Origin of the sequence: Georgenia sp. M64 (assembly GCF_038049925.1) — a bacterium.
Lineage (GTDB): Bacteria > Actinomycetota > Actinomycetes > Actinomycetales > Actinomycetaceae > Georgenia.
On the sequence record NZ_CP145809.1, the window covers coordinates 1,466,033 to 1,485,737 of the forward strand.

Genomic DNA, 19,705 nt, shown 5'->3' on the forward strand with positions numbered 1-19,705 from the left:
GGGGACCGATGAGCGTGCACCGCCCCATGGGCATCGAGACCGAGTACGGGCTCCTCGAGCACGGCAACCCCGGCGCCAACCCCATGGTGCTGTCCGCCCACGTCGTGGCGGCTTACGCGGGGTCCGCGCTGCGCGGGCGCACCGTCCGCTGGGACTACGCCGGGGAGGACCCGCTCGCCGACGCGCGCGGGTTCCGCCTGGACCGGGCCAGCGCCCGGCCCTCCCAGCTCACCGACGACCCGGACGCGCCGGCACCGGCGGAGGACGGCGACGGCGAGGACGCCCGCCAGGTCGGTGGCGAGGGCGCCCGCGAGGGCGACGGCGCCGTGCGCACCACCCGCCTGCGCCGTCCGAGCGCGGCCGAGCTCGCCCTGCCCACGGCCAACAACGCCGTGCTCACCAACGGGGCCCGGCTCTACGTCGACCACGCCCACCCCGAGTACTCCAGCCCCGAGGTGACCAACCCCCTCGACGCCGTGCGCTGGGACCGCGCCGGCGAGCTCGTCATGCGCGGGGCGATGGACGCCCTCCACGCCACGGCGCTCGCCCCGGACGTCGTCCTGTACAAGAACAACGTCGACGGCAAGGGCGCCGCGTACGGCACCCACGAGAACTACCTCGTCGAGCGGTCGGTGAACTTCGGCGACATCATCCGCTACCTCACCCCGTTCTTCGTCACCCGGCCGATCTTCTGCGGGGCGGGCCGGGTCGGCCTGGGCCAGCGCAGCGAGCGGCCCGGCTTCCAGATCTCCCAGCGCGCCGACTACGTCGAGAACGACGTGGGCCTGGAGACGACGTTCAACCGCCCGATCATCAACACCCGCGACGAGCCCCACGCCGACGCCGAGCGCTACCGGCGCCTGCACGTCATCGGCGGCGACGCCAACCTCTTCGACGTCTCCACCTACCTCAAGGTCGGCACCACCGCCCTGCTGCTGTGGCTGCTGGAGAACGACGCCGTCCCGCTGCAGCTCGACGCCCTCATGATCGCCAACCCGGTGGGGGAGACGTGGGCGGTCAGCCACGACACGTCCCTGACCCACCGGCTGACCATGAGCGACGGCAGCGAGATGACCGCGCTGGAGATCCAGCGCGTCTACCTCGACGTCGTCGCCGACGCCGTGCGCCGGGCCGCGCCGCCCGCCGGGGTCGACGCCGCCACCGCCGACGTGCTCGAGCGGTGGGCCGGTGTGCTGGACCGTCTGGCGACCGACCCCGCCACGGCCGCCGCGGAGGTGGAGTGGGTGGGCAAGCTCCAGCTCCTCGAGCGCATGCGCGAGCGGGAGAACCTCCCGTGGGACCACCCCAAGATCCAGGCGCTGGACCTGCAGTGGTCGGACCTGCGGCCCGAGCGCTCCATCGTCGCCCGGTTGGCGGCCGCCGGGCGCGTCGAGCGGCTGGTCAGCGACGCCGAGGTCCTCGCCGCCGAGCGCACCCCGCCGACCGACACCCGTGCCTGGTTCCGCGGGCAGGTCGTCGAGCGCTACCCCGGCCAGGTCGCCGGGGCGAGCTGGGAGTCGGTCGTCCTGGACGTCCCCGGCGCCGAGCACCTCGTGCGCGTGCCCATGACCGACCCGCTGCGCGGCACCCGCGCCCACGTCGGCGCCCTCCTCGAGGGCGCGGAGACCGCCGCGGAGCTGCTCGAGGCTCTCACGGGCGCGCGCCCAGCCGCCGGGCGCGGCGCCACGCCGTAACCTGGAACGACGCAACAGCAGGAGGAAGACATGGCACAGCAGGAGCAGCGCCGCACCACCCGGCGGGACGAGCCGGACCCCGTCGACCCGCCTGTCGCGGCCGCGGCGCAGACCCGGGTCCAGGAGGTCGACAGCCTCCTCGACGAGATCGACTCCGTCCTGGAGGCCAACGCCGAGACCTTCGTGCAAGGTTTCGTGCAGAAGGGCGGCCAGTGACCGCCAGGCGCATCTTCGGCGTCGAGACGGAGTACGGCATCACCTGCGCCCAGCCCCCGGCCGCGCCGGGGCACGAGCAGCAGGTCATCACCGCCGACGACGCCGCGCGCTACCTCTTCCGCCGCGTCGTCGCCCTCGGCCGCTCCTCCAACGTCTTCCTGCGCAACGGGGCCCGGCTCTACCTCGACGTGGGCTCGCACCCGGAGTACGCCTCCGCCGAGTGCGACGACGTCCACCAGCTCGTCGTCAACGACCGGGCCGGGGAGCGCATCCTCGACGAGATGACCGAGGAGGCCAACGGCCTCCTCGCCGAGGAGGGGATCGCCGGGACGATCCACCTGTTCAAGAACAACGTCGACTCGGCCGGCAACTCCTTCGGCTGCCACGAGAACTACCTCGTGCGCCGCCGCCGGGACTTCCCGGCCATGGGCGAGGCCCTCGTCCCGTTCTTCATCACCCGGCAGATCCTCACCGGCGCCGGGCACATCCGCCCCCGCGCCGGCGGCGGCGCCAGCTACGCCTTCTCCCAGCGCGCCGACCAGATGTGGGACGCCATGAGCTCGGCGACCACCCGGTCGCGCCCCATCATCAACACCCGCGACGAGCCGCACGGCGACGCCGAGCTCTACCGGCGCATGCACGTCATCGTCGGTGACTCCTCGGTCGCCGAGACCACGACGATGCTCAAGGTCGGCATGACCGAGCTGCTGCTCGCCGTCCTCGAGGACGGCGTCAAGATCCGCGACCTCGTCCTGGCCGAGCCCATGCGGGCGATCCGCGAGATCTCCCACGACACCACCGCCACCGTCCCGGTCGAGCTCGCCACCGGGCGGCGGCTCAGTGCGCTGGACATCCAGGAGGAGTTCTACGCGCGCGTGCGCGGCCACCTCGACGCCGAGGGCCGGTCCGCCGAGCTCACCGCCGTCCAGCGGAAGGTCCTGGAGCTGTGGGAGCGGGGCCTGCGGGCGCTGCGCACCCAGGACCACTCCCTGGTGGAGACCGAGCTCGACTGGGCGATCAAGGGCCGGCTCCTCGAGCGCTACCGCGCCAAGCACACCCTCGGCCTGGACGACCCGCGCGTCGCGCGGCTCTCGCTGGCCTACCACGACATCTCCGCCGTGCGGGGCCTGGCCCCCTCCCTCGTGGCCCGCGGCCTCATGGCCCGGATCACCACCGACGAGGAGATCGCCGACGCCGTCACCCACCCGCCGACCTCGACCCGGGCCAAGCTGCGCGGGGACTTCGTCGCCGCGGCGCAGGAGCGGCGCCGGGACATCACCGTGGACTGGGTGCACCTGAAGATCAACGACGCCGCCCAGCGCACGGTCGTCCTCAAGGACCCGTTCTCGCCCGTCGACGACCGGGTCGACGCGCTCATGGCGGCGCTGCGGGCGTGATCGGGGGCAGTCCTGGCGGCGACGTAGGCTTGCCTGTCGTGGAGCGCAGCACCCGGACCCAGACCACCCTCCGCGCCCGAGCCGCCGCGCTGGTCGCGGCGTTCGTCGCGCTCGTGATGCTCGCCGGCTGCGGGGACCAGGACAGCCCGAACGAGGAGGAGACCGTCGACGCGGTCGCCGTCTCCGGGCAGTTCGGCTCGGTGCCCGTGGTGACCTTCACCCCGCCGCTGCCGCTCGCGGACTCCTCGGTCGACGTGCTCATCGAGGGCGAGGGCCGCGAGCTCGCCGAGGGCGAGCCCATGCTCCTGAGCCTGACGGCCTACGACGGCGAGGACGGCGAGCTCGTCGAGGACCGTGAGGTGGGCGTGGCGCAGACCCTCACGCTCAGCCGCGAGGACGTCGGCGAGGACCTCTTCCCGGTCCTCGTGGGCGCCCAGGAGGGCAGCCGGCTGCTGCTGCGCCAGCCCATCACCGAGGACGACGTCGACCGGATGCTGCTCCTCGTCGTCGACGTGCTCTACACCCGGGCCCGCGGCGAGGCGGTCGAGCCGCGCGAGGGCCTGCCCACCGTGAGCCTGGCCGACGACGGCGCGCCGTCGATCAGCCTGCCCGAGGGTGAACCCCCCACCGCGCTGGTGGTCCAGCCGCTCATCCGCGGCGACGGCGCCCAGGTGCGGCGCGGCCAGAGCGTGACCCTGCAGTACACCGGCGTGGCGTGGGAGTCCGGCACGGACTACGACTCCACGTGGGCGCAGGGCAAGGTCCCCCAGACGATCGCCATCGACGAGGTCTTCCCGGGCCTGCGCGACGGCCTGGTCGACCAGCACGTCGGGTCCCAGGTCCTGCTGGTCATCCCGCCCGGCCTGGCGCAGGGCACCGAGACCCTGGTCCTCGTGGTGGACATCCTCGCCACCTCCGGCGGCGACGAGGACGCCGTGGTCCAGGAGTCCCCGGAGGCCACGGAGGAGCCGTCCGAGGAGACGGAGCCGGCGTCGGAGGACCCGGCCGAGGAGACCGAGCCGGCCGAGGACACGACGGAGCCGGCCGCCGAGGAGACGACCGGCTGATCCGCCGTCACGGGTCCGGCTGATCGGTGTCGACACGGTCCGGCTGTTCCGTGATCGAGACGGTCCGGCAGAGCCGTGCTGTGGCTCTGCCGGTCCGCGCCGCGGCTCAGGACGTGGCGACGCCCGCGCCGACGAGGGCGTCGAACCCGCCGGCGTCGACGACCGAGGTGAACCCGGCGTCCTGCATGGCCTGGTAGGCCGCGGCCGAGCGGTTGCCGCTGCGGCAGTACACGACGTAGGCGCCGTCGGGGTCGAGCTCGGCGATCCGGTCGGCGAAGTCGGGCGACTGCACGTCGATGTTCTCCGCGCCGTCGACGTGGCCCTCCGCGAACTCCGCGGGCGTGCGCACGTCGATGACCGTGTGGTTGCCGGCCTCGATGACCTCGGCGGCGGCGGCGGGGTCGACCTTGCCCTGGAGCTGCTCGACCGAGACGCTGCCGGGGTCGGCCGAGCCGGCGTCGTCCGTGCCGCACGAGGCGAGGAGCAGGGCGGCGACCGTGGCGGCCGCGAGGGAGGGGATGCTGCGGGAGAATCTCTGCATACCCCCAAGGGTATATCGGGCCTGGCGTCCGCGCCATGGTCGGCGGGTCAGAGCCCGGGCGGAGCGGACCGGCGGCGGGGTCAGGGCCCGGGCGGAGCGGACCGGCGGCCGGGGCTCCACCGGTCCGCGTCACGGGTCAGCCGGTCCGCACCACGAGGTCGGCGAGGGCGCGGGCGTCGCGCACGGCCAGGAGGGCGTCCTCCTGCGCCGCCCACGCCGCCCAGCGCTCGGTCCACGTGTGGTCGTCGCGCTCCAGCGCACGCCGCCGGCGCACCTCCTCGGGGGCCTCGAGCCACACCAGGACGTCGAGGTAGGGCGCGCAGGCGGCCGAGCCCGCGCCGCAGCCCTCGACGACGACCACGTCCGGGACCGGCCGGCCCGGCGCCGGCACCCGCAGCACCGGGCCGGGGCGGGCCGCGTCCCAGTCGAACGTCCGCACCGTGCCCGGCTCGCCCCGGGAGAGCGGCGCGAGGACGCCGCGCGCGACGGCGGCCACACCGGCGGCGAGCCCGTCCCAGCCGGGGTAGGCGTCCTCGAGGGCGAGCAGGGCCACGTCCGTGCCGTCGGCCCGCAGGGCTGCGGTCACCGCGCCGGCGAGGTCCGACTTGCCCGATCCCGACCGGCCGTCGACGCCGAGCACCACCGGACCCGGGCCGTCGTGCCGGACCCTGGCGGCGGTGACGAGCCCGAGGACGGCCTCGAGCGGGTCGTGGACGCTCACCGGGGCGAGGCTACCGGGGCGGTTAACCTGTAAGCCGCCGGTGGGGCAGACCCGCCGGGAAGGAGTGGAGATGTCGGTCGCGGTGCGCGTGATCCCCTGCCTGGACGTGGCGGGCGGTCGCGTCGTCAAGGGCGTGAACTTCCAGGGGCTGCGCGATGCCGGGGACCCGGTCGAGCTGGCGCGCCGCTACGACGCCGAGGGCGCCGACGAGATCACCTTCCTCGACGTCTCCGCCTCCGCCGAGGCCCGCCACACCACGATGGAGGTCGTCTCGCGCACCGCCGAGGAGGTCTTCGTGCCCCTCACCGTCGGTGGCGGGGTGCGCTCGGTCGCCGACGTCGACCGCCTCCTCAAGGCCGGCGCCGACAAGGTGGGCATCAACACCGCCGCGATCGCCCGGCCCGAGCTCATCACCGAGGTCGCCGAGCGGTTCGGCAACCAGGTCGTCGTGCTGTCCGTCGACGCGCGCCGGGTCACCGGCGAGACCCGCACGCCGTCGGGGTACGAGGTCACCACCCACGGCGGCCGGGTCGGCACCGGCATCGACGCGGTGGAGTGGGCGCTGCGCGGGGCCGAGCTCGGTGCCGGCGAGATCCTCCTCAACTCCATGGACGCCGACGGCACGAAGGACGGCTACGACCTGACGATGCTCGCCGACGTCCGTCCCGGGCTGCACGTCCCGCTCATCGCCTCCGGCGGGGCGGGCAAGGTCGAGGACTTCACCGGGGCGGCGCTCGCCGGGGCCGACGCCGTGCTGGCGGCATCGGTCTTCCACTTCCGCACCCTCACGATCGGCGAGGTCAAGGACCACATGCGCGCGGCGGGCGTCACCGTCCGCTGACGGTCCCGGCTCCTCCCGCGGTCAGCGGCTCGGGCCAGGCGCGGAGGGTTCGGGCGAGGCGCAGCCGGCTCAGGCCTGGTCCGCCCACTCCTCGAACCGCGCCACGGTCTCAGGGGCACCGAGGATCTCCACGTCGGCGACCTCGCGGCGTCCCAGCGCGAACAGCGCCTGCTCCACCGGGTCGCCGGAGACGACGACGGCGTCGGCGCCGCGGCGCACCACCTTGCGCGGACCGCCGGGAACGACGAGCACGACACCCACCGGGGAGGACCGGTAGGCCGTGCGCGCGAGCGCACCGAGGTGCTGCCACACCGCCCGGACGAGGTCGGGGGGCAGGACGCGCGGCTCGGCCGGCTCCGCGCCCGCCCGGCGCACGTCCTCGTGGTGGACGACGTACTCGATCAGGTGGGCGCGGTCGCCGAGCGCCACGATGCGCGAGCCCCCGCCGGCGAACCGGTCCACCAGCGCGGCGTACCCCGGCGCGGTGACGGCGGAGCCGGCCAGCCGCGACAGGAAGGGTTCCGCACCGGGCTCGCGGCCGAGCCGGGTGGCCGCCATGTCCGCGGCGTAGCGCGCCGGCTCCTGCTCCCGCTCGACGAGGTGGGCGAGCAGGTGCCGCACGGACCAGCCCTCGCACAGTGTGGGCGCGTCGGGGTCCGCCCCGCGCAGGGTCTGCACCAGCGCCTCGCGCTCGGTCTCCATCCAGGTCACCGGTCCGCCTTCCGTCCGTCCGCCGCCTCGCCGCGAGAGCTCGGGCCCCCGCTGACGCTCGACCCACCGTGCCACACGGTGGGGGGCGCCGCCGCCGCGGGCGCCGCTGCCGGCCCTGTGCGAGGATCGACGGGCCGCCCCCAGGAAGAAGGACCTCGCTGTGCCCGTGATCGACCACCCGCGGCCCGGCGACGGCGCCGCCGACGACCCCGGCGGCACCGCCGGCGAGGCGGCGAACGTGGACACCGACGACCTGCGCACCCCGCACCCGTACGCCCTGCCGGGCGGCACCCTGCGCCGCAGCCTCGTCCTCATCGGCCGCGGGCTGGCGGACTCCCGGCGGACCTCGACCGTCGCGGTCGTGGCCGCCGCCGTGTACGGCGTCGGCACGGTCGCGTCCGGGTGGCTGCTCGGCCGGGTCACCGACCAGGTCGTCGCCCCCGCCGTCGCGGAGCGCTCCCTCGACGCCGGCCAGGTCTGGGCCGCCGGGGGCGCGCTGCTCGTCGTCGGCCTGCTCACCGCCGCCGCCGTGGCGCTGCGCCGGATCTACGCCGGGTGGGCGGCGTACGAGATCCAGGCCGCGCACCGGCTGCGCGTGACCCGCCAGTACCTGCGCCTGCCCATGAGCTGGCACCGCCGCCACCCCACCGGGCGGCTCCTCTCCAACGCCAACGCCGACGCCGAGGCCGCCTCCGGCGTGTTCGTGCCGCTGCCCTTCGCCCTCGGCGTGGTCGTGATGATGCTCGTCGCCTCGGTGGCGATGTTCCTCGCCGACCCCTGGCTCGGCGCCATCGGCGTGAGCGTCCTGCCGCTGGTCGTGCTCGCCAACGCCGTCTACCGCCGCCGCATGGCGCCGGCCGTCACCCGCTCCCAGCGGCTGCGGGCCGCCGTCTCCGACGTCGCGCACGAGAGCTTCGAGGCGGCCCTGCTCGTGAAGTCCCTCGGCACCGCCGAGCGGGAGGAGCGCCGCTTCGCCGCCGTCACCGAGGACCTGCGCGAGGCCAACGTGGCGATGGGCCGCGTCCGGGCGGTGTTCGACCCCGTCATCGAGCTCCTGCCCTCCGCCGCCACCCTGGCCGTCATCGCGGCAGGCGCGTGGCGCGTGCAGGAGGGTGCCGCGGCCACCGGCGACGTCGTCACGGTCGCCTACCTCCTCACCGTCATGACGATGCCGATCCGCTCCATCGGCTTCGTCCTGGGGGAGGTCCCGCGCTCGCTCGTGGGTCACGACCGCATCGCCCGCGTCGTCGACGCCACCGGCACCCTCACCGGCGGCCGGGCGGTCCTCGGCGGCCGGGGCGGCCTAGAGGTGCGCGTGGAGGACGTCACCTTCACCGTCCCGGCCCGCCTGGCCAAGGACCCCGACGGCGCCCCGGCCGGCCGGCCGGGCCGCGACCCCGGCACGGTGGACCTGCTCTCCGGGGTCTCGCTCCGGGTGGCACCGCGCGCCACGGTGGCCCTCGTCGGCGCCACCGGGGCAGGCAAGTCGACCCTCGCGGCGCTCGTCGCCCGCCTCATGGACCCCACCGCCGGGCGGGTGCTCCTGGGCGGGCACGACGTGCGCGAGCTCGACCCCGCCGCGCGCACCGCCGCCGTCGCCCTGGTGAGCCAGTCCACGTTCGTCTTCGACGACACCGTCCGCGGCAACGTCACCCTCGACGACGGCGACCGCTTCGACGACGACGACGTCTGGGCCGCGCTGCGCACCGCCCGCGCCGAGGACTTCGTCCGCGCCCTGCCCGCCGGTCTCGACACCGTCGTGGGCGAGCGCGGCGCGACGCTCTCCGGCGGGCAGCGCCAGCGCCTGGCGATCGCCCGGGCACTCGTCCGGCGGCCCCGGCTCCTCGTGCTCGACGACGCCACCTCCGCCGTCGACCCGGTCGTCGAGCAGGAGATCCTCGCCGGCCTCGGCGCCGGGGAGGGCGGCACCTCCGTGCTGCTCGTGGCCTACCGGACCTCGACGATCGCCCTGGCCGACGAGGTCGTCCACCTCGACGCCGGGCGGGTCGTCGACGCCGGCACCCACGCCGAGCTGGCCGAGCGGGACCCGGGCTACCGCGAGCTCGTCACCGCCTACGCGGTGCGCACCGCCGAGCGGGAGGCCGCCCGGGCCGGGCGCGCCGGGGGAGGGGACCGATGAGCGCGATCTCCGCCGCGTCCGACCTCGGGGTCGTCGCCACCGTCCGCCGGGGCCTGCAGCTCTCGCCGGCGATGACCGACGGCATCGCCACCACGCTGCTGCTCGCCGTCGTCGCCACCGCCGGACGCGTCGTCGTCCCGGTGGTCCTCCAGCAGGCCACCGACCACGGGATCCTCGCCGACGGCGGGCCCGACGTCGCCCGGGTGGCGTGGCTCGCCGTAGCCGGCCTCGTGGTGCTGCTCCTGACCGGCCAGGTCAGCGCCGCCGTCAACGTCCGGCTCTACCGCACGAGCGAGCGAGGCCTGGCCCAGCTGCGGGTGGCCACCTTCCGTCACGTCCACGACCTGTCCACGCTCACCCAGTTCGCGGAGAAGCGCGGCTCGCTGGTCTCGCGGGTGACCTCCGACGTCGACACGGTCTCCCTCTTCGTCCAGCGGGGCGGGCTCATGCTCGTCCTCAACGCCGGCCAGCTGCTCCTCGCCGGCGCGGCGATGCTGGTGTACTCCTGGCAGCTCGCGCTGCTGGTGTGGGTGTGCTTCCTGCCGATGGTGCTGCTCGCACCGCGCGCGCAGAAGCGGGTCTCCGCCGCCTACGGCCGGGTCCGGGTGCGGGTGGGGGCCATGCTCTCGGCGATCTCGGAGTCCGTGGTCGGGGCGGAGACGATCCGGGCGTTCGGCGCCGCCGGGCGCACCCAGCGCCGCATCGACGCCGCCGTCCGGGAGCACCGCGAGGAGGCCGTGCGCGCCCAGACCTACGTGGCGATCGCCTTCTCCACCGGCGTCGTCCTCGCGGCCGTGGCGCTCGCGGCGGTGGTGGTGGCCGGCACGTACCTCGGCGCCGCCGGGGACCTCACGATCGGGGAGGTGCTCGCGTTCCTCTTCCTCGTGCAGATGTTCACCGGGCCCGTGCAGAACGCGACCGAGATGCTCAACGAGCTCCAGAACGCCGTGGCCGGCTGGCGACGCGTCATCGCCGTCCTCGAGACGCCCGTCGACGTCACCGACCCGGCCGACCCGCTGCCGCCGCGCAGCCGGCACGCCACCCGCCCGGCGCCGGGCGACGCCCCCACGCCGGGCGTCGTCCACGAATCGGCCGGCGCTCCGGCGGTGCCGGCGCCGGACGGCGCGCACCGGGCGGCCCGGGTGGAGTTCCGGGGCGTGCGCTACGCCTACCCCGGCGGCCCCGAGGTGCTCCACGGCGTCGACCTCGCGATCGAGCCCGGCACCCAGGTCGCCGTCGTCGGGCGGACCGGGTCGGGCAAGACCACCCTCGCCAAGCTCCTCGTCCGGCTCATGGACCCCACCGCCGGCGAGGTCCTCCTCGACGGCGCGGACCTGCGCCGCCTCACCCTGCGGGACCTGCGCTCCCGGGTGGTGCTCGTGCCCCAGGAGGGCTTCCTCCTCGACGCCTCCATCGGGGAGAACATCGCCTACGGCGCGGTGGACCACCCCGCCGAGGAGGTCGAGGCCGCCGTCGCCGCCCTCGGCCTGGACGGGTGGGTGGCGAGCCTGCCCGCCGGGCTCGACACCCCGGTCGGTCAGCGCGGGGAGTCGCTCTCGGCGGGTGAGCGCCAGCTCGTGGCCCTGGCCCGCGCGTCGCTCGCCGACGCCGACCTCCTCGTCCTGGACGAGGCCACCTCCGCCGTCGACCCGGCCACCGAGACCCGGATCGCCCGGGCGCTGGACCGCCTCACCGCGGGCCGGACGTCGGTGACCATCGCCCACCGCCTCTCCACCGCCGAGGCCGCCGACCTCGTCGTCGTCGTCGAGGACGGGCACCTCGCCGGGGTGGGCAGCCACGAGGCGCTCCTCGCCGCGGGCGGGCCGTACGCGCGGATGCACGCCTCCTGGGTGGCGCAGACGCGCTGACCGGCTCGCGCCGCCCCGTGGCAAGATCGTCCGGTGCCCGAGAACCCCACCCTCGACCCGTCCGTCGCCGACCGCCTCAAGCGTGACGAGCACGGCCTGGTCTGCGCCGTCGTCCAGCAGCACGACACCGGCGAGGTGCTCATGGTCGGCTGGATGGACGACGAGGCCCTGCGCCGGACCCTCACCAGCGGCCGGGCGACGTACTGGTCGCGCTCGCGCCAGGAGTACTGGCGCAAGGGGGACACCTCCGGGCACGTCCAGCACGTCGTCTCCGTGGCGCTGGACTGCGACGGCGACGCCCTGCTCGTGCGCGTCGACCAGGTCGGCGTCGCGTGCCACACCGGCACCCGGACCTGCTTCGAGGCCGGCGGCGACCTCGGCGCCGTCGTCGGGGACGTCTCGTGAGCGCCCCCGACGCCGCGGCCCCCTCGGAGGTCGCTGCGGCCCCCACGGAGGTCTCGGTCGACTGGGGCCAGACCTGGCCGGACCTGCCCACGTTCCGGGCCATGGCCGCGGACCGCCGGGTCGTGCCCGTGGTGCGCCGCCTTCTCGCCGACGACGTCACGCCCGTGGGCCTGTACCGCCAGCTCGCGGGCTCGCGCCCGGGCACCTTCATCCTCGAGTCCGCCGAGCACGACGGCGCCTGGTCGCGCTGGTCGTTCGTCGGAGTGGCCTCCCGCGCCGTGCTCACCGCCCGCGGCGGCCACGCCCGGTGGAGCGGCGACGTGCCCGTCGGCATCCCGGCCGAGGGGCCCGTGCTGGAGGTCCTCGCGGCGACCCTCGAGGCGCTGCGCACCCCCGCCCTGCCCGGCCTGCCGCCGCTGACGGGCGGGCTCGTCGGTGCGCTGGGCTGGGACGTGCTGCGGGAGTGGGAGCCGAACCTGCGCGCACTCGCTCCTCGCGAGCACACCACCCCCGACGTCGCGCTGTGCCTGGCCACCGACATGGCCGCCGTCGACCACCACGACGGGTCCGTCTGGCTCATCGCCAACGCGGTGAACTTCGACGACACGGATGAGCGCGTCGACGCCGCGCACGCCGACGCCGTCGCCCGGCTCGACGCGATGACCGACGCGCTCCTGCGCCCGGCGCCCGCCATGGCCGCCGTGCACGTGGGCACCGCGGCGCCCGACCTGCGCTTCCGCACGTCCCGGCCCGACTTCGAGAACGCCGTCCTGGCGGCAAAGGAGGCCATCCGGGACGGCGAGGTCTTCCAGGTGGTGCTCTCCCAGCGCCTCGACATCGACTGCACGGCGGCCCCCCTGGACGTCTACCGCGTCCTGCGCACCATCAACCCCAGCCCGTACATGTACTACCTCCAGCTGCCCGCGGACGAGGGCGGCGGCAGCGACGGCGATGGCGGCGATGGCGGTGCCCCGGGCGGGGCGGGCACGTTCGCCGTCGTCGGCTCCAGCCCCGAGACGCTCGTCCACGTCCAGGACGGCGACGTCACGACGTTCCCCATCGCCGGGTCCCGCCCGCGCGGGGCGACACCGGGGGAGGACCGGGCCCTGGCCGAGGAGCTCCTCGCCGACCCCAAGGAGCTCTCCGAGCACGTCATGCTCGTCGACCTCGCGCGCAACGACCTGGCCAAGGTGTGCCGGCCCGAGACGGTCGAGGTGGTCGAGCTCATGGAGGTCAAGCGCTTCAGCCACATCATGCACATCTCCTCCACGGTGGTCGGGCGTCAGCGCGACGGCGTCAGCGCCCTGGACTGCCTCGTCGCGACGTTCCCCGCGGGCACCCTGTCGGGGGCGCCCAAGCCACGGGCGATCGAGCTCATCGACACCCTCGAGCCGGCCCGCCGCGGCATCTACGGAGGGGTGGTGGGCTACTTCGACCTCGCCGGCAACGCCGACCTGGCCATCGCGATCCGCACCGCCGTCATCGCCGGCGGCCAGGCCTCGGTCCAGGCCGGGGCGGGCATCGTGGCCGACTCCGTGCCGGCCACCGAGTACGAGGAGACGAGGAACAAGGCCGCGGCCGCCGTCCGGGCGGTCCAGCTCGCCGCCGGCCTGCGGCCCGCGGCGGGCCGGCCGTGACCGCCCGGCCGGCGAGGCGCCGCGTCGTCCTGGCCACGCTCGTCGTCGTCGTGCTCCTCCTGGCCGTCACCTCGGCCACGTGGGTGAGCGGGACGGCCCCCACGGTGATCGGGACCGAGACGGTCTCGGTGGCCGGGACGTCCGCGGCCCCGGCGGTGACCGCGGCCGCGCTCGTCATGGGCGCGGCCGCGCTGGCCGTCGCCATCGGCCGGCGCGTCGCCGTCATGCTCGGCGGGCTGGCGCTCCTGGGGGCTGCCGTCATGGTCGTCGTCGCCGTCGCCGGGCTCCTCGCGGACCCCGCCGGGCCGCTCCTCGGGGCCGCGGCGCAGGTCAGCGGGGTCCGGGTCCTCGAGGGCGAGCCCGCCCTGGCGCCGTGGCCGTACGTGGCCGCACTCCTGGGCGCCGGCGCCGGCGTCGCGGGAGTGGTGGCGGTCCTCTCCGCCGGGCGGTGGCAGCACGCCGGGCGTCGTTTCGAGCGGGCCGGTGCGGCCGCGCCCGGGGCCACCACGGGTGCGCCGATGGCGTCGTCACCGGACCCGGCCACGACGGCGCCGGGGGAGTCGACCACCCGGCCGGCCGGGGCGACGGGTCTCGCTGTCGGCACGGTCGCCACGCCGGAGAGCGATGCCCGCACCCGCGCCATGGACGACTGGGACGCCCTCGGCCGCGGCGAGGACCCCTCGCGCGACCAGGCACCGTGACCGGCCGCGCGCGACGCACTGCCTGACCGGTACCTGGCCGATATGCTGCGGCCAGACCGACCCTGCCCCGGAGGACACCATGCCGCAGATTCCCGCGACCGAGCCCTACACGCTGCCGTCCGCGGCGCCCTACTCCAACCACGGGCGCACCCCCGCCGCATGGGTCATGACCTGGGGGGTCAGCCTCGCGTTCCTGGTGGGCGGGCTGAGCCTCATGATCGAGGCCGACTGGCTCACGATCGTCGCCCTGGTGATCGGGGTGGGGGCGGTCGTGGTCTCGGTGGTCATGCGCGGCATGGGGCTGGGCCAGCCCGCGCCGCCGCCCGCCCGCGAGCGTGAGCGGGACTGGTACAGCGACTGACGGCGGCGGGCGCGGAAACTGCCGCCTGGCGGACGCCGTTCGAGGCACCCACGACTGACACCTACGATGAGGGAGTCGTCAGTCGAGGGGAGTACGAGCTGTGACCGTGCTGGATGAGATCATCGCCGGGGTCCGGGAGGACCTCGCCGAGCGTGAGGCGAAGCGGCCCCTCGAGGTCCTCAAGGACATGGCCCAGCGCCGGGACGGGGCCAAGGACGCCGTCGCCGCGCTGCGCGGTGAGCACCAGGCCGTCACGATCATCTCCGAGGTCAAGCGGTCCAGCCCCTCCAAGGGTGCGCTCGCCGACATCGCCGACCCGGCCGGCCTCGCCGCCGAGTACGAGGCCGGTGGCGCCGCCGTCATCTCCGTCCTCACCGAGGGCCGCCGCTTCGGCGGCTCCCTCGAGGACCTCGCCGCGGTGCGCGCGGCCGTGAACGTGCCCGTGCTCCGCAAGGACTTCGTCGTCACGCCCTACCAGGTGTGGGAGGCCCGGGCCTACGGTGCCGACCTCGTCCTGCTGATCGTCTCCGCCCTCGAGCAGACCGTGCTCACCTCCCTCGTCGAGCGGGTGCACTCCCTGGGCATGACCGCACTCGTCGAGGTGCACGACCGTGAGGAGGCCGTGCGCGCCGTGGACGCCGGCGCCCGGGTGGTCGGCGTCAACGCCCGCGACCTGCGCACCCTCCAGGTGGACCGCGGCGTCTTCGCCCAGGTGGTCGACGTCCTGCCGAAGGGCGTCCTGCGGGTCGCGGAGTCAGGGGTCCGCGGTCCCCACGACGTCCTCGACTACGCCCGTGCCGGCGCCGACGCCGTCCTGGTAGGGGAGGCGCTGGTCACCCAGGGCAACCCGCGCCAGGCCGTCGCGGACATGGTCGCCGCCGGGTCGCACCCCTCCCTGCGGGCGGTGCGCCGATGACCGCGACCGAGGGCGGGCAGGCAGGCCCCGGCCGCCTCGCCGACGCCGCCGGCCCTTACTTCGGCGACTTCGGCGGCCGGTTCGTCCCCGAGGCGCTCATCGCGGCGCTGGACGACCTCGCCGCCGCGTGGGAGGAGCTGCGGGTCGACCCGGGGTACCTCGCCGAGATGGACCACCTCAACCGCACCTACGTCGGCCGGCCGAGCATCGTCACCGAGGTGCCCCGCTTCGCCGAGCACTGCGGCGGAGCCCGGGTCATCCTCAAGCGTGAGGACCTCAACCACACCGGCTCCCACAAGATCAACAACGTCCTGGGCCAGGCGCTGCTCACCCGCAAGGTCGGCAAGAAGCGGGTCATCGCCGAGACGGGCGCCGGCCAGCACGGTGTCGCCACCGCGACGGCCGCCGCCCTCCTCGGCCTGGAGTGCACCGTGTACATGGGCGAGGAGGACGTGCGCCGGCAGGCGCTCAACGTCGCCCGCATGAAGCTCCTCGGCGCCGAGGTCGTGCCGGTGACCACCGGTTCGCGCACCCTCAAGGACGCCATCAACGAGGCCTTCCGGGACTGGGTCACCAACGTCGGGACCACCAACTACCTCTTCGGCACCGCCGCCGGTCCGCACCCGTTCCCCGCGATGGTGCGCGACCTGCAGAAGGTCATCGGGGACGAGGCGCGCGAGCAGGTGCTCGAGCTCACCGGCGCGCTGCCCGACGTCGTCTGCGCCTGCGTGGGCGGCGGCTCCAACGCCATCGGCATCTTCAACGCCTTCCTCGACGACGACGGCGTGCGGCTCGTCGGTCTGGAGGCCGCCGGCGACGGTGTCGAGACCGGCCGGCACGCCTCCTCCATCACCGGCGGCACGCCCGGGGTGCTCCACGGCGCGCGGACGTACGTCCTCCAGGACGAGGACGGCCAGACCGTGGAGTCGCACTCGATCTCCGCCGGGCTGGACTACCCCGGCGTGGGCCCCGAGCACTCCTGGCTGGCAAGCATCCACCGCGCCGAGTACCAGCCGGTCACCGACGCCGAGGCCATGGAGGCCTTCCGGCTGCTGTGCCGGACCGAGGGGATCATCCCCGCGATCGAGTCGGCGCACGCCCTGGCCGGCGCGATGCGGATCGGGACCGAGGCGAAGGCGGCCGGGCTGCCCGCGCCGACGATCCTCGTCAACCTCTCCGGCCGCGGGGACAAGGACGTCGAGACCGCCGCCCGGTGGTTCGACCTCGTCGACGAGGAGGCGCTGGCCCACCCGGGCCCCGCCGAGCACGCCACCGGGAGCATCGAGAAGTGAGCGTCATGACCCCCTCGAAGTCCGCCGCCGCCGTGGACGCCGCCCGCGCCCGGGGTGGCGCCGCCCTCGTCGGCTACCTGCCGGTGGGCTTCCCTGACGTCGCCACCTCGGTCGAGGCGGCGAAGGCGCTCGTCGCGGCCGGCGCCGACGTCATCGAGCTCGGCCTGCCCTACTCCGACCCCGGCATGGACGGAGAGGTCATCCAGCGCGCCGCCCAGGCGGCCCTCGACGGCGGCACCCGCACCCGCGACGTCCTCTCCGCCGTCGAGCAGGTGGCCGCCACCGGCGCGGCGGTGCTGGTGATGACCTACTTCAACCCGGTGCTGCGCTACGGCGTCGACCGGTTCGCCCGCGACCTCGCGGCCGCGGGCGGGGCGGGCCTCATCACCCCCGACCTCATCCCGGACGAGGCGGCGGAGTGGGTCGCGGCGTCCGATGCGCACGGTCTGGACCGCGTCTTCCTCGTCGCACCCAGCTCGACCGACGCGCGCCTGGCCATGACCGCCCGTGCGTGCCGTGGCTTCGTCTACGCCGCCTCCACGATGGGTGTCACCGGCGCCCGGGCCAGCGTCGACACCCACGCCCGTGAGCTCGTCGCCCGCACCCGTGCGGCCGGGGCGGAGCGGGTGTGCGTGGGGCTGGGCGTCTCCACCGGTGAGCAGGCGGCCGAGATCGCCGAGTTCGCCGACGGCGTCATCGTCGGGTCGGCCTTCGTGCGCACCCTCATGCGTGCCGACGGCGACCGCACCGCGGGCCTGCGCGACCTCGGCGTGCTGGCCGAGGAGATCGCCGCGGGCGCACACGGCGCCTGAGGAGGCCCCGTGTGGACCGACAGTGCCCGGCGGCTGACCCACGGGTCGGCCGGCGGAGCCGTCGGACGCACCGGTCGGCCGGCGGAGCCGTCGGACGCACCGGTGCGGCTACCCGCTCAGCAGCCCCACGTGGAAGCCGGCCTCGCCCCACGTCGCTCGTAGCGTCCCCCGCTCGGGCAGGGTCACCTCGTCGCAGCCGCGGGTGATGGCGCCCTCGGTGCCGTCCACGAGACGGCACACGATCGCCGCGCCGGTCACGGGCGGCTCGCCGGACTCGTCCCGGCCGATCGTGAAGCGACCCCGGGCGTCGACGGCCGCGACCTCCCCGCCCCAGGACCCGACCGTCGCCTCGTCGAGGTGGAGCCGGACGTAGGGCAGGTGCGTCACCGGGGGCCGCCAGTCGTCCCGGGCGGCGCGGTCGAGGAGCGCGTCGAGGTGCTCGGCCGGGATGGCGGCGACCCAGCCGCCGCCGTCGGCGTGGTCGGGCAGCCCGGTGTCGTCGACGCCGACCATCACCCCGTTGACCCCCCGCTCGCCGGGCGGCAGGGGCGACGGCGTCGGCACGCCGGTGCACCCCGCAAGGAGGGCCGCCAGGAGGAGCGACGGCAGGACGCGGGAGCGCAGGGCACGGCTCCTCGGCGCCGTCCCGCGCGGCCAGGGCGTGCCGTCGGGCCGGGGCCGCGCGGCCCCGGGCCGGGGCCGCGTGCCCGTGGTCCGCGCTGATCCCGGCCCGACCCCGTCCACGACGACCCCCTCGCTGTGCCGGGCACGAGCGTGCCGACGTCGCCCGGCACGGGGTGCCCGCGCCGACCGGCACCGATGTGCCGGCGCCACCGGCCGGCGGAGGCGAGGCCACGCCCACCGGGACGTGACGCCGACCCTGCCAGACCCGTGCCGCCGAGGTGGCCGGATCCGTGCGGGGTCCTCCGCTCGCGGGGTGGCTCCGCATCCCCCTCTCGCCGGGTGGGCTCGTCCCAGCGGTTAGGCTGCGGGGGTGCTCCCGCCCCTCGCCTCGATCCCCAGCCCGTCCCAGGCGGAGTGGGCGATCGGCCCCTTCCCCGTCCGCGCGTACGCCCTCGCGATCCTCCTCGGGATCGTCGCGGCGTGGTGGATCCTGGACCGCCGGTACACCGCCAAGGGCGGGCCGAAGGACACGGCCATGGACGTCGCGTTCTGGATGGTCCCGTTCGGCATCGTCGGCGCGCGGATCTACCACGTCTTCTCCTCGCCGGACGCGTACTTCGGCCCCGACGGCGACCCCGTGCGTGCCTTCTACATCTGGGAGGGCGGGCTGGGCATCTGGGGTGCGGTGGCGCTCGGTGCCGTCGGCGCCTGGCTGGCGCTGCGCCGCCGCGGCCTGCGGCTCGCGCCGTTCGCCGACGCGCTCGCCCCCGGCCTCCTCGTGGCCCAGGCCGTCGGCCGGCTCGGCAACTACTTCAACCAGGAGCTCTACGGCGGGCCGACGACGCTGCCCTGGGGCCTGGAGATCGACGAGGCACACCTCGTGCCCGGGTACGAGGTGGGCACCCTGTTCCACCCGACCTTCCTGTACGAGATGGTGTGGAACCTCGCGATGGTCGCCGTCCTGCTGTGGGCCGAGCGCCGCTTCCGGCTCGGGCACGGCCGGGTCTTCTGGCTCTACGTCATGCTCTACACCGCGGGCCGCGTGTGGATCGAGATGCTCCGGATCGACGACGCGGAGATCGTCCTCGGGCTCCGCCTCAACGTCTGGACCTCCATCCTCATCTTCCTCGTCGCCCTGGTGATCTTCGTCGTCGTCGGGCGCCGGAACCGCGACCGGCCGGACACGCTGTGGCTGCCCGGCCAGGAGCCGGTCGGCGTCGAGCCTGACGAGGCCCGCGCCGACGCCGACGTCGCCGTCGGTGAAGGCGCGGCAGGCGTGGACGCGGCCGGCTCCCGCAGCTCCGACGTTCACGCCGCAACTGCGCAGACCGACCCCGCCGGTCCGCGCACGGACGATTCCGCGTCCACCGACGCGGCCGGCTCGCGCACGGACGAGGCCGCGGCCACTGACGCGGCCGGCTCCGAGCCGACGGACGGCGCGTCTGCGTCCGACCAGAAGGTCTGAGAGCTCGCACCGGTGCGAATGCCGGGGCCCCTTCGGCTTCACTCAGTAGCCAACGGTTCGAGTCGGTAGGCGCGGCGGTACGTACTCGGCGTGTGGCTACGTGCTCGGCGCGTGGCTACGTGCTCGGCGCGTGGCTACGTGCTCGGCGCGTGGCGACGTACTCGGCTTGAGTCAGGAGCCAGCGGTTCGAGTCCGTAGGCGCGGCGGTACGTGCTCGGCGCGTGCCTACGTACTGGGCGCGTGGCCACGGACGCGCCGGCTTACGCCGTTCGCGTAGAGTCCCGCCCGGTGCGCCG

The 19,705-nt window shown here is 75.3% G+C and carries 19 protein-coding genes; 15 read left to right on the forward strand and 4 right to left on the reverse strand.

Going from position 1 to position 19,705, the window contains the following annotated elements:
• The first annotated feature begins 8 nt into the window (after positions 1-8).
• Genes dop through AAEM63_RS06640 form a run of 4 tightly spaced genes read left to right on the forward strand, consistent with a single transcriptional unit; the run spans position 9 to position 4,374 of the window.
• Positions 9-1,694: a depupylase/deamidase Dop gene (gene dop / locus AAEM63_RS06625; RefSeq protein WP_341360824.1), complete on the forward strand. Its 1,686-nt coding sequence runs from the start codon at positions 9-11 to the stop codon at positions 1,692-1,694.
• Between the two features lie 30 nt (positions 1,695-1,724).
• On the forward strand, positions 1,725-1,910 hold the full coding sequence (locus tag AAEM63_RS06630; RefSeq protein WP_123918166.1) for a ubiquitin-like protein Pup: 186 nt from the start codon (positions 1,725-1,727) through the stop codon (positions 1,908-1,910).
• A complete protein-coding gene (gene pafA, locus AAEM63_RS06635; RefSeq protein WP_341360825.1) occupies positions 1,907-3,307 on the forward strand; it encodes a Pup--protein ligase in 1,401 nt (466 codons plus the stop codon). The genes AAEM63_RS06630 and pafA overlap by 4 nt, the downstream gene beginning before the upstream one ends.
• A gap of 38 nt (positions 3,308-3,345) precedes the next feature.
• Positions 3,346-4,374: an FKBP-type peptidyl-prolyl cis-trans isomerase gene (locus AAEM63_RS06640; RefSeq protein ID WP_341360826.1), complete on the forward strand. Its 1,029-nt coding sequence runs from the start codon at positions 3,346-3,348 to the stop codon at positions 4,372-4,374.
• A gap of 106 nt (positions 4,375-4,480) precedes the next feature.
• Here the strand turns inward: AAEM63_RS06640 and AAEM63_RS06645 are convergent, their stop codons facing one another.
• Together AAEM63_RS06645 and AAEM63_RS06650 are read right to left on the reverse strand one after the other, a co-directional pair.
• A complete protein-coding gene (locus tag AAEM63_RS06645; protein ID WP_341360827.1) occupies positions 4,481-4,915 on the reverse strand; it encodes a rhodanese-like domain-containing protein in 435 nt (144 codons plus the stop codon).
• 136 nt (positions 4,916-5,051) lie between these two features.
• On the reverse strand, positions 5,052-5,636 hold the full coding sequence (locus tag AAEM63_RS06650; RefSeq protein ID WP_341360828.1) for a hypothetical protein: 585 nt from the start codon (positions 5,634-5,636) through the stop codon (positions 5,052-5,054).
• 70 nt (positions 5,637-5,706) lie between these two features.
• Here AAEM63_RS06650 and hisF point away from each other — a divergent pair, with 70 nt between their 5' ends.
• Entirely contained in the window at positions 5,707-6,477 is a 771-nt protein-coding gene (gene hisF, locus AAEM63_RS06655) for an imidazole glycerol phosphate synthase subunit HisF (protein ID WP_341360829.1), read from the forward strand.
• Positions 6,478-6,546: 69 nt separating this feature from the next.
• Here hisF and AAEM63_RS06660 read toward each other — a convergent pair whose 3' ends face one another.
• Entirely contained in the window at positions 6,547-7,179 is a 633-nt protein-coding gene (locus tag AAEM63_RS06660; protein WP_341361327.1) for a TIGR03085 family metal-binding protein, read from the reverse strand.
• Positions 7,180-7,348: 169 nt separating this feature from the next.
• On the opposite strand from AAEM63_RS06660, the gene AAEM63_RS06665 reads away from it, so the two are divergent.
• The 9 genes from AAEM63_RS06665 to trpA all read left to right on the forward strand — a co-directional run bounded on the left by AAEM63_RS06665 (position 7,349) and on the right by trpA (position 17,320).
• Positions 7,349-9,328 (forward strand): ABC transporter ATP-binding protein, encoded by a 1,980-nt coding sequence (locus AAEM63_RS06665; protein WP_341360830.1) that lies wholly within the window; start codon positions 7,349-7,351, stop codon positions 9,326-9,328.
• Positions 9,325-11,196 (forward strand): ABC transporter ATP-binding protein, encoded by a 1,872-nt coding sequence (locus tag AAEM63_RS06670; RefSeq protein WP_341360831.1) that lies wholly within the window; start codon positions 9,325-9,327, stop codon positions 11,194-11,196. The genes AAEM63_RS06665 and AAEM63_RS06670 overlap by 4 nt, the downstream gene beginning before the upstream one ends.
• 33 nt (positions 11,197-11,229) lie before the next feature.
• On the forward strand, positions 11,230-11,601 hold the full coding sequence (gene hisI / locus AAEM63_RS06675; RefSeq protein WP_341360832.1) for a phosphoribosyl-AMP cyclohydrolase: 372 nt from the start codon (positions 11,230-11,232) through the stop codon (positions 11,599-11,601).
• The gene (locus tag AAEM63_RS06680) at positions 11,598-13,238 is read left to right on the forward strand and encodes an anthranilate synthase component I (protein ID WP_341360833.1); all 1,641 of its coding nucleotides are present in this window, start codon (positions 11,598-11,600) and stop codon (positions 13,236-13,238) included. Before hisI ends, AAEM63_RS06680 begins: the two co-directional genes overlap by 4 nt.
• Entirely contained in the window at positions 13,235-13,939 is a 705-nt protein-coding gene (locus AAEM63_RS06685) for a Trp biosynthesis-associated membrane protein (RefSeq protein ID WP_341360834.1), read from the forward strand. Before AAEM63_RS06680 ends, AAEM63_RS06685 begins: the two co-directional genes overlap by 4 nt.
• 79 nt (positions 13,940-14,018) lie before the next feature.
• Complete coding sequence (locus tag AAEM63_RS06690) at positions 14,019-14,300, forward strand: HGxxPAAW family protein (protein WP_341360835.1); 282 nt, start codon at positions 14,019-14,021, stop codon at positions 14,298-14,300.
• A gap of 100 nt (positions 14,301-14,400) precedes the next feature.
• Complete coding sequence (gene trpC, locus AAEM63_RS06695) at positions 14,401-15,216, forward strand: indole-3-glycerol phosphate synthase TrpC (protein WP_341360836.1); 816 nt, start codon at positions 14,401-14,403, stop codon at positions 15,214-15,216.
• On the forward strand, positions 15,213-16,508 hold the full coding sequence (gene trpB / locus AAEM63_RS06700; protein ID WP_341360837.1) for a tryptophan synthase subunit beta: 1,296 nt from the start codon (positions 15,213-15,215) through the stop codon (positions 16,506-16,508). Before trpC ends, trpB begins: the two co-directional genes overlap by 4 nt.
• 5 nt (positions 16,509-16,513) lie before the next feature.
• Positions 16,514-17,320: a tryptophan synthase subunit alpha gene (trpA, locus tag AAEM63_RS06705; protein ID WP_123920537.1), complete on the forward strand. Its 807-nt coding sequence runs from the start codon at positions 16,514-16,516 to the stop codon at positions 17,318-17,320.
• 108 nt (positions 17,321-17,428) lie between these two features.
• On the opposite strand, the gene AAEM63_RS06710 is transcribed toward trpA, so the two are convergent.
• Positions 17,429-18,064, reverse strand: a complete 636-nt coding sequence (locus tag AAEM63_RS06710) for a hypothetical protein (RefSeq protein WP_123918190.1) — start codon at positions 18,062-18,064, stop codon at positions 17,429-17,431.
• Between the two features lie 250 nt (positions 18,065-18,314).
• Here AAEM63_RS06710 and lgt point away from each other — a divergent pair, with 250 nt between their 5' ends.
• Positions 18,315-19,409 carry a prolipoprotein diacylglyceryl transferase gene (lgt, locus tag AAEM63_RS06715; RefSeq protein WP_341360838.1) on the forward strand — a complete coding sequence of 365 codons (1,095 nt, stop codon included), beginning with the start codon at positions 18,315-18,317 and terminating at the stop codon, positions 19,407-19,409.
• Positions 19,410-19,705 lie beyond the last annotated feature (296 nt).

Excerpts from the sequence above, each read along its gene's own strand:
- dop (WP_341360824.1), top strand. The coding sequence starts at position 9 with ATGAGCGTGCACCGCCCCATGGGCATCGAGACCGAGTACGGGCTCCTC.
- AAEM63_RS06630 (WP_123918166.1), top strand. The coding sequence starts at position 1,725 with ATGGCACAGCAGGAGCAGCGCCGCACCACCCGGCGGGACGAGCCGGAC.
- AAEM63_RS06645 (WP_341360827.1), bottom strand. The coding sequence starts at position 4,915 with ATGCAGAGATTCTCCCGCAGCATCCCCTCCCTCGCGGCCGCCACGGTC.
- hisF (WP_341360829.1), top strand. The coding sequence starts at position 5,707 with ATGTCGGTCGCGGTGCGCGTGATCCCCTGCCTGGACGTGGCGGGCGGT.
- AAEM63_RS06660 (WP_341361327.1), bottom strand. The coding sequence starts at position 7,179 with ATGGAGACCGAGCGCGAGGCGCTGGTGCAGACCCTGCGCGGGGCGGAC.
- AAEM63_RS06670 (WP_341360831.1), top strand. The coding sequence starts at position 9,325 with ATGAGCGCGATCTCCGCCGCGTCCGACCTCGGGGTCGTCGCCACCGTC.
- AAEM63_RS06690 (WP_341360835.1), top strand. The coding sequence starts at position 14,019 with ATGCCGCAGATTCCCGCGACCGAGCCCTACACGCTGCCGTCCGCGGCG.
- trpB (WP_341360837.1), top strand. The coding sequence starts at position 15,213 with ATGACCGCGACCGAGGGCGGGCAGGCAGGCCCCGGCCGCCTCGCCGAC.
- trpA (WP_123920537.1), top strand. The coding sequence starts at position 16,514 with ATGACCCCCTCGAAGTCCGCCGCCGCCGTGGACGCCGCCCGCGCCCGG.